The 6,021-nt window shown below is 61.9% G+C and carries 7 protein-coding genes; 1 reads left to right on the forward strand and 6 read right to left on the reverse strand.

What is annotated here, in order from left to right:
* Positions 1-53: 53 nt before the first annotated feature.
* From B3V69_RS10260 to B3V69_RS10285, 6 genes are all read right to left on the reverse strand, one after another.
* On the reverse strand, positions 54-911 hold the full coding sequence (locus tag B3V69_RS10260) for a class III extradiol dioxygenase subunit beta (protein ID WP_296446242.1): 858 nt from the start codon (positions 909-911) through the stop codon (positions 54-56).
* A gap of 2 nt (positions 912-913) precedes the next feature.
* Positions 914-1,351 (reverse strand): protocatechuate 4,5-dioxygenase subunit alpha, encoded by a 438-nt coding sequence (ligA, locus tag B3V69_RS10265; protein WP_296446244.1) that lies wholly within the window; start codon positions 1,349-1,351, stop codon positions 914-916.
* 87 nt (positions 1,352-1,438) lie between these two features.
* Positions 1,439-2,344, reverse strand: a complete 906-nt coding sequence (locus B3V69_RS10270; protein WP_296446246.1) for an amidohydrolase family protein — start codon at positions 2,342-2,344, stop codon at positions 1,439-1,441.
* A 173-nt stretch (positions 2,345-2,517) separates the two neighbouring features.
* Positions 2,518-3,201, reverse strand: a complete 684-nt coding sequence (gene ligK, locus B3V69_RS10275; RefSeq protein ID WP_296446254.1) for a 4-carboxy-4-hydroxy-2-oxoadipate aldolase/oxaloacetate decarboxylase — start codon at positions 3,199-3,201, stop codon at positions 2,518-2,520.
* 2 nt (positions 3,202-3,203) lie between these two features.
* Positions 3,204-4,238: an amidohydrolase family protein gene (locus tag B3V69_RS10280; RefSeq protein WP_296446248.1), complete on the reverse strand. Its 1,035-nt coding sequence runs from the start codon at positions 4,236-4,238 to the stop codon at positions 3,204-3,206.
* Positions 4,239-4,299: 61 nt separating this feature from the next.
* Positions 4,300-5,010: a substrate-binding domain-containing protein gene (locus tag B3V69_RS10285; RefSeq protein WP_296446250.1), complete on the reverse strand. Its 711-nt coding sequence runs from the start codon at positions 5,008-5,010 to the stop codon at positions 4,300-4,302.
* Between the two features lie 106 nt (positions 5,011-5,116).
* Here B3V69_RS10285 and B3V69_RS10290 point away from each other — a divergent pair.
* The coding region (locus B3V69_RS10290; RefSeq protein WP_296446252.1) for a LysR substrate-binding domain-containing protein at positions 5,117-6,021 on the forward strand (905 nt) is incomplete at its 3' end.

A 6,021-nucleotide genomic window follows, 5' to 3' on the forward strand; every position in this document is an offset into this window, starting at 1 on the left:
TTGATGCCGAAGGCACCGGCGCCGGCCAGGGCGACTTTGATGGTTTTGCTCATTTAAGTGTTCTCCAGAATCAGGTGGCCGACGGCCGTGTTGCTGGCCGGTACATGATAAAAACGGTGCTTTACCCTCACGTGGCTTGCGGGGTCAGCTATATCTTTCATAGCACCACGGGCAATCAGCCACATCACGAGTTCAATGCCTTCGGAACCGGCTTCGCGCACATAGTCGATGTGCGGCTTGCTGGCCAGGCCCTCGGGGTCCGCGATCAACTGGTCCAGAAAGGCGTTGTCAAATTCCTTGTTGATCAGGCCGGCACGCGGGCCCTGCAACTGGTGGCTCATGCCGCCGGTGCCCCAGATTTGCACCTTGAGCGGCTGGTCAAACGACTCCACCGCGCGCCGAATCGCCTTGCCCAACTCGAAGCAGCGCCGACCCGAGGGCACAGGGTACTGCACCACGTTGACGGCGAACGGAATCACCGGGCAGGGCCAGGCTTGCGGTTGGCCGCACATCAAGGACAGCGGCACGGTCAGGCCGTGGTCCACATCCATCTTGTTGACGATGGTCAGGTCAAAATCCTGCTGAATCACCGACTGCGCGATATGCGCGGCCAGCTCGGGGTGGCCCTGCACCACGGGCACGGGACGCGGGCCCCAGCCTTCATCAGCCGGGGCGAACGACTCGGCGCAGCCAATGGCGAAGGTGGGAATCATCTCCAGGCTGAAAGCGGTGGCGTGGTCGTTGTAGACCAGAAAGATGACGTCGGGCGTGTTGTCCTTCATCCACTGCTTGGAATAGTCGTAGCCCTTGAACACGGGCTGCCAGTAGGGCTCCTGGGTCTTGCCGAGGTCGATGGCCGCGCCGATGGCGGGCACGTGGGAGGTGTAAACGGATGCGGTAATTTTGGCCATGCTCAGGCACTCACTTTCTTGGCGCCTTGGGGTTGGCGATGGGCTTGCGCAGTACCGTCTTCGCCGACCACGCGGTTGCCTTCGACGGAGCGGCCGCCGCTGACCATCATGTCGCGGTATTCGTCTTCGGTCATGCCGGTCATGCTGCCGGCCATCTGCTGGAAGCTCTTGCCATCGGTGGCGCCGATCTTGGCCAGGAAATAGATATTGCCGCCCAGTGCCATGCAGCGATTGAGATCGCGCGCCAGGACCGCCAGCCTTTGCTCGTCGGTCATGGGCCACTCGTCCAGGTAGGCGCGCTCGTTGGCCTTGAAGCGCTCGCGATTCGGCGCCTTCATGAGCGACATGCAAAACTGGTTCAGGTGGTAGCCCTTGCGGCTTTGCTCGGCATCAAAAATCGTGGTGCCGGGTACGTCGAGGTAAGGTTTATCAAGTGACATGGTTGTTTCTCGTTGCCCGTTCGCCCTGAGCCTGTCGAAGGGGGCTTCGACAAGCTCAGCTCGAACGGTTGTTAGTGGAGGCCGTCGTTAACGCCAATACAAACGGGTCGGGTTGTCCACCAGCAGTTTTTGCTGCAGCTCGGGCGTGGTGGCGATGTGGGGAATGTAGTCCACCAGCAGGCCATCGTCGGGCATGTGGTTTTTGAGATTGGGGTGCGGCCAGTCGGTGCCCCACAACACGCGCTCAGGGAAGGTCTCCACCAGGCGCCTGGCAAACGGCACGACATCGCGGTAGGCGTTTGGCTCGCCATGGAGCGCAAGCGGGCCGCTGACGCTCAGGCGCTCGGGGCAGCTCACCTTGCTCCAGATGTTGCCGTGCTCACGCATCATCTTCATGAACAGCGCAAACTCCGGGCCGTCGACGGGCTTGCTCACATCCGGGCGGCCCATGTGATCCACCACCACGGTGGTAGGCAAGGCGGTGAAGAAGTCATACAGCTCGGGCAGGTCCTGCGCCTCGAAGTACACCACCACATGCCAGCCCAGCGGGGCAATGCGCTCGGCAATCTCCAGCAGCACCTCGCGCGGCGTGAAGTCGGCCAGGCGTTTGACAAAGTTGAAGCGCGTGCCGCGCACACCGGCGGCATGCATGTCCAGCAACTCGGCATCGGTCACGTTGCGGTTGACGGTGGCGACACCGCGCGCCTTGTTGTTGGAGGACTTCAGGGCATCGACCAGGGCCCGGTTGTCCGACCCGTGGCAGGTCGCCTGCACGATCACGTTCTTCTCGAACCCCAGATGGTCGCGCAGCGCAAACAATTGCGCTTTGGAGGCGTCGCACGGCGTGTATTTGCGCTCCGGCGCGTAGGGGAACTGGTCGCCGGGGCCGAACACGTGGCAGTGGGCATCCACGCTGCCTGCGGGGAGCTGAAAGCGTGGCTTGCTCGGGTCAGCGTACCAGTCGAGCCAGCCGGGGGTCTTGGTGAATTCCATATATTTGTGAGGTCTATGCTATGAATTGGATAGCTGCTTACGCACTATTTGCGAGGACTGGAGGCTGATTTGTTCAAGTGCCATGAGCCTGGGCGGTAGAGCGTTCTGTGCAGGTAAAAGGAGGAGGCCGCAGGCCGGGGGACACGGAACAGAACGCTCTGCCGCCTAGGCGCTTAGTCCACGTAGCGCAGCCCGGCCTTTTCCAGGCCCTCACGCATCTTGTAGTAGTCCAGGCCCAACACACCGGAGGCGAAGATGGCGCGCTTGGCGCCTTCATTGGCTTCACGCGCCTCGGCCGCATCGGCCACCTGCTGCGCAATGGCCGCAGGCACCACCACCACACCGTCGATGTCGGCGATCACCACATCGCCGGGGTTGACCTGGGCACCTGCGCACACGACCGGAATGTTGACGGAACCCAGCGTCGCCTTGATCGTGCCTTTGGCATGAATGGCGCGGCTGAAGACGGGGAAGTTCATCTCGGTGAGGTCTTTCACGTCGCGCACGCCGCCGTCGATGATCAAACCCAGGGCGCCGCGCGCCTGGAACGAGGTCGCCAGCAAGTCGCCAAAGAAACCGTCCTGGTTGTCGGTGGTGCAGGCCGCCACCACCACGTCCCCCGGCTGGATTTGCTCGGCCGCGACGTGCATCATCCAGTTGTCCCCCGGTTGCAACAGCACCGTGACAGCGGTGCCGCAGAGATGCGCACTGGTGTAGATGGGGCGCATATAGGGCTTCATGAGACCGACGCGGCCCATCGCTTCGTGGATGGTGGCGACGCCGAAGCGCGAGAGTTTTTCGACGGCGGCCTTGTCGGCGCGAACGATGTTGCGTTTGACGATGCCGAGGTTGTTCATGCTCATGATGACTTGCCTTTCTTTGCCAGTGCTGCGTCGAGGCGCGGGAACACGCGCCGCGCGTTGCCTTCGTAAATCAGATGGCGGTCCGCATCACTGAGAATTTTGGATGCTTCGATATAGCGTTTGGTGTCATCAAAATAGTGGCCGGTTTCCGGGTCGATGCCGCGCACGGCACCGATCATCTCGCTGGCAAACAACACGTTTTTCACGGGAATCACGGTGTTGAGCAAGTCAATGCCGGGCTGGTGGTAGACGCAGGTGTCGAAAAAGATGTTGTTCAACAGGTGATCCTGCAGCAGCGGCTTTTTCAGCTCCTGCGCCAGACCGCGAAAACGACCCCAGTGGTAAGGCACCGCGCCGCCGCCATGCGGGATGATGAACTTGAGGGTCGGAAAGTCCTTGAACAAGTCGCTGGTCAGGCATTGCATGAAGGCCGTGGTGTCGGCGTTCAAATAGTGGGCACCGGTGGTGTGAAAGCAGGCGTTGCAGCTGGTGGACACGTGAATCATCGCGGGGATGTCGTACTCCACCATCTTCTCGTAGATCGGGTACCAGTGCCTGTCGGACAAGGGCGGCGAGGTCCAGTGGCCGCCGCTGGGGTCGGGGTTCAGGTTGATGCCGACGTTGCCATATTCCTTGACACATTTTTCCAGCTCGGCAATGCAGGTGCGCGGGTCAACGCCCGGGCTTTGCGGCAGCATCGCCGCGGGGATGAAGTGGTCGGGGAACAGCTGGGCTACGCGGTAGCAGAGCTCGTTGCAGATGGCGGCCCAGGTCGAGCTGACGTTGAAGTCTCCGATGTGGTGGGCCATGAAGCTGGCGCGCGGGCTGAAGATGGTGAGGTCGCTGCCACGCTCTTTCATCAGGCGCAGCTGATTGGTCTCTATGGTCTCGATCAGCTCGTCGTCGCTGATTTTCAGGTCAGCGACTTTGGGCATGAGGGCAGCATCTTTGATGCCCTCAATCTGCTGGTTGCGCCAGTTTTCCAGCGTCTTAGGAGCCGTCGTGTAGTGGCCGTGACAGTCGATGATCATGGGGTTCTCCTGGTAGGGGTGGAATGTGTGCGGGGCATCCAGCACGGTCACGCTTGCGCGTTCAGGCCGGCTCCATGCCCTGGCGCCGCTTGGCGTCGGCAGCTTGCGCTGAGGCCATGAAATCGAGCAAGTCACGCGCGACTGGCGCCTGTGTCGAGCCGGTGCAGATGCCGGCAGAAAAGGTGGTGGTGATCTGAATTTCCGGCGGCAAGGGCCCCAGCACGGTGATGCCCTGGACATGGATCAATTCGCTGAATTGCTGAAAGCCCAATTCGACCTCACCCCGCGCGACCAGCGTGCCCACCGGAACGCCGGGGGGCGCCTGGACCATGCGCTCGCGGATGGTGTCAGCAATGCCCCAGCGCTCGAACAGCTGACCCAAGGCCACGCCGCTGGGACCGGTGGAATAACTGATGCTGCGCGCCGCCAGCACGGCCTGGCGTACTGCGTTTTCTGAACTGATATCGGGCTGCTGCGCGCCGGCGCGCACCGCCACCGCCACGCCGGAGTGGACCAGATCGACCTTGCTGCGCGCATCAATGTGACCCGCCGCCATCAGCTTGTCAATCGCGTCAGATGCCAAGAACACCACATCGAAAGGCTCACCGGCTTGTACCCGTTTGGCTGCGTCCACGCCGCCCACCGACTCAATGGCAATCACACAATCCGAGTGCTGTGCATACGCCGCCACCAGCTCTGCCAGCAACTGGCGGGTAGCCATGGACGAGATACCCCGCAGGGTGGGTCGTGGCGAGGGGATAGTGGTTTGCATGAACCGTATTTTGGCCACCACGGCCTCTGTTGATAAGCCAGTAGCGCCACTAGCAGCTATCTCAAATTGGCATAATCAGCCTTCAGCTATTCATTTACCACCCGAAATGGACCTTAAACAACTCGAGTACTTCGTGCGCGTCGCCGAGCTCGGCAGCTTCACGCGGGCGGCCATTGCCTTGGACGTCGCGCAACCGGCGCTCAGTCGCCAGGTGCGCCTGCTGGAAGTGGAACTGCGACAGAACCTGTTGACCCGCAACGGGCGCGGCGCCTTACCCACCGAGGCCGGCAAACTGCTGCTGGCGCACGGGCGCGGCATTTTGCACCAGGTCGAGCGGGCGAGAGAGGAGCTGGGCCGCGTGCGGGGTGCGCTGGCCGGTCGCGTGGCGGTGGGTTTACCCACCAGCCTGGCCCGGGTGCTGACGGTGCCGCTGATCAGGGCTTTTCGCCTGCAGATGCCCGATGCCACGATCTCCATCAGCGAAGGCCTGTCGGTGGCCATGCAGGAGTCACTGGTGAACGGTCGGCTGGACATTGCCGTGCTGTACAACGCCCAGCCCAGCGCAGAAATAGAAATTGCGCCTTTGCTGGAAGAAGACCTGCTGCTGGTGCAGGCCCGCCCAGCGGGTCTGCAGGAAGACCCCTCGCCTGGTCCTATTTCATTGAAGGACGTCGCGCAACTGCCTTTGGTTATTCCGAGTCGGCCCAACGCCATCCGCATGCATGTGGAGTCGGAAATGGCCAATATTGGCAGTCGCCTCAAAATTGCGCTGGAAATCGACGGTGTATCGGCCATTCTCGACCTGGTGGCGGACGGCGCGGGCTGCGCCGTGCTGTCGCGCAACGCGGTCATCAACTCGGTCAGGCCCTCGGCATTTTCGGTGCGAACTATTTATGAGCCGGTGCTGCGCAACAAAGTGTCTCTGACCACCAGTTCGCTGCGTCCGGCGACGCTGACCCAGCAAGCCACGCTGACACTGATACGCCAGACCGTGGAACAGGTCGTCAAACC

Origin of the sequence: Rhodoferax sp. UBA5149 (assembly GCF_002413825.1) — a bacterium.
Classification (GTDB): Bacteria; Pseudomonadota; Gammaproteobacteria; order Burkholderiales; family Burkholderiaceae_C; genus Rhodoferax.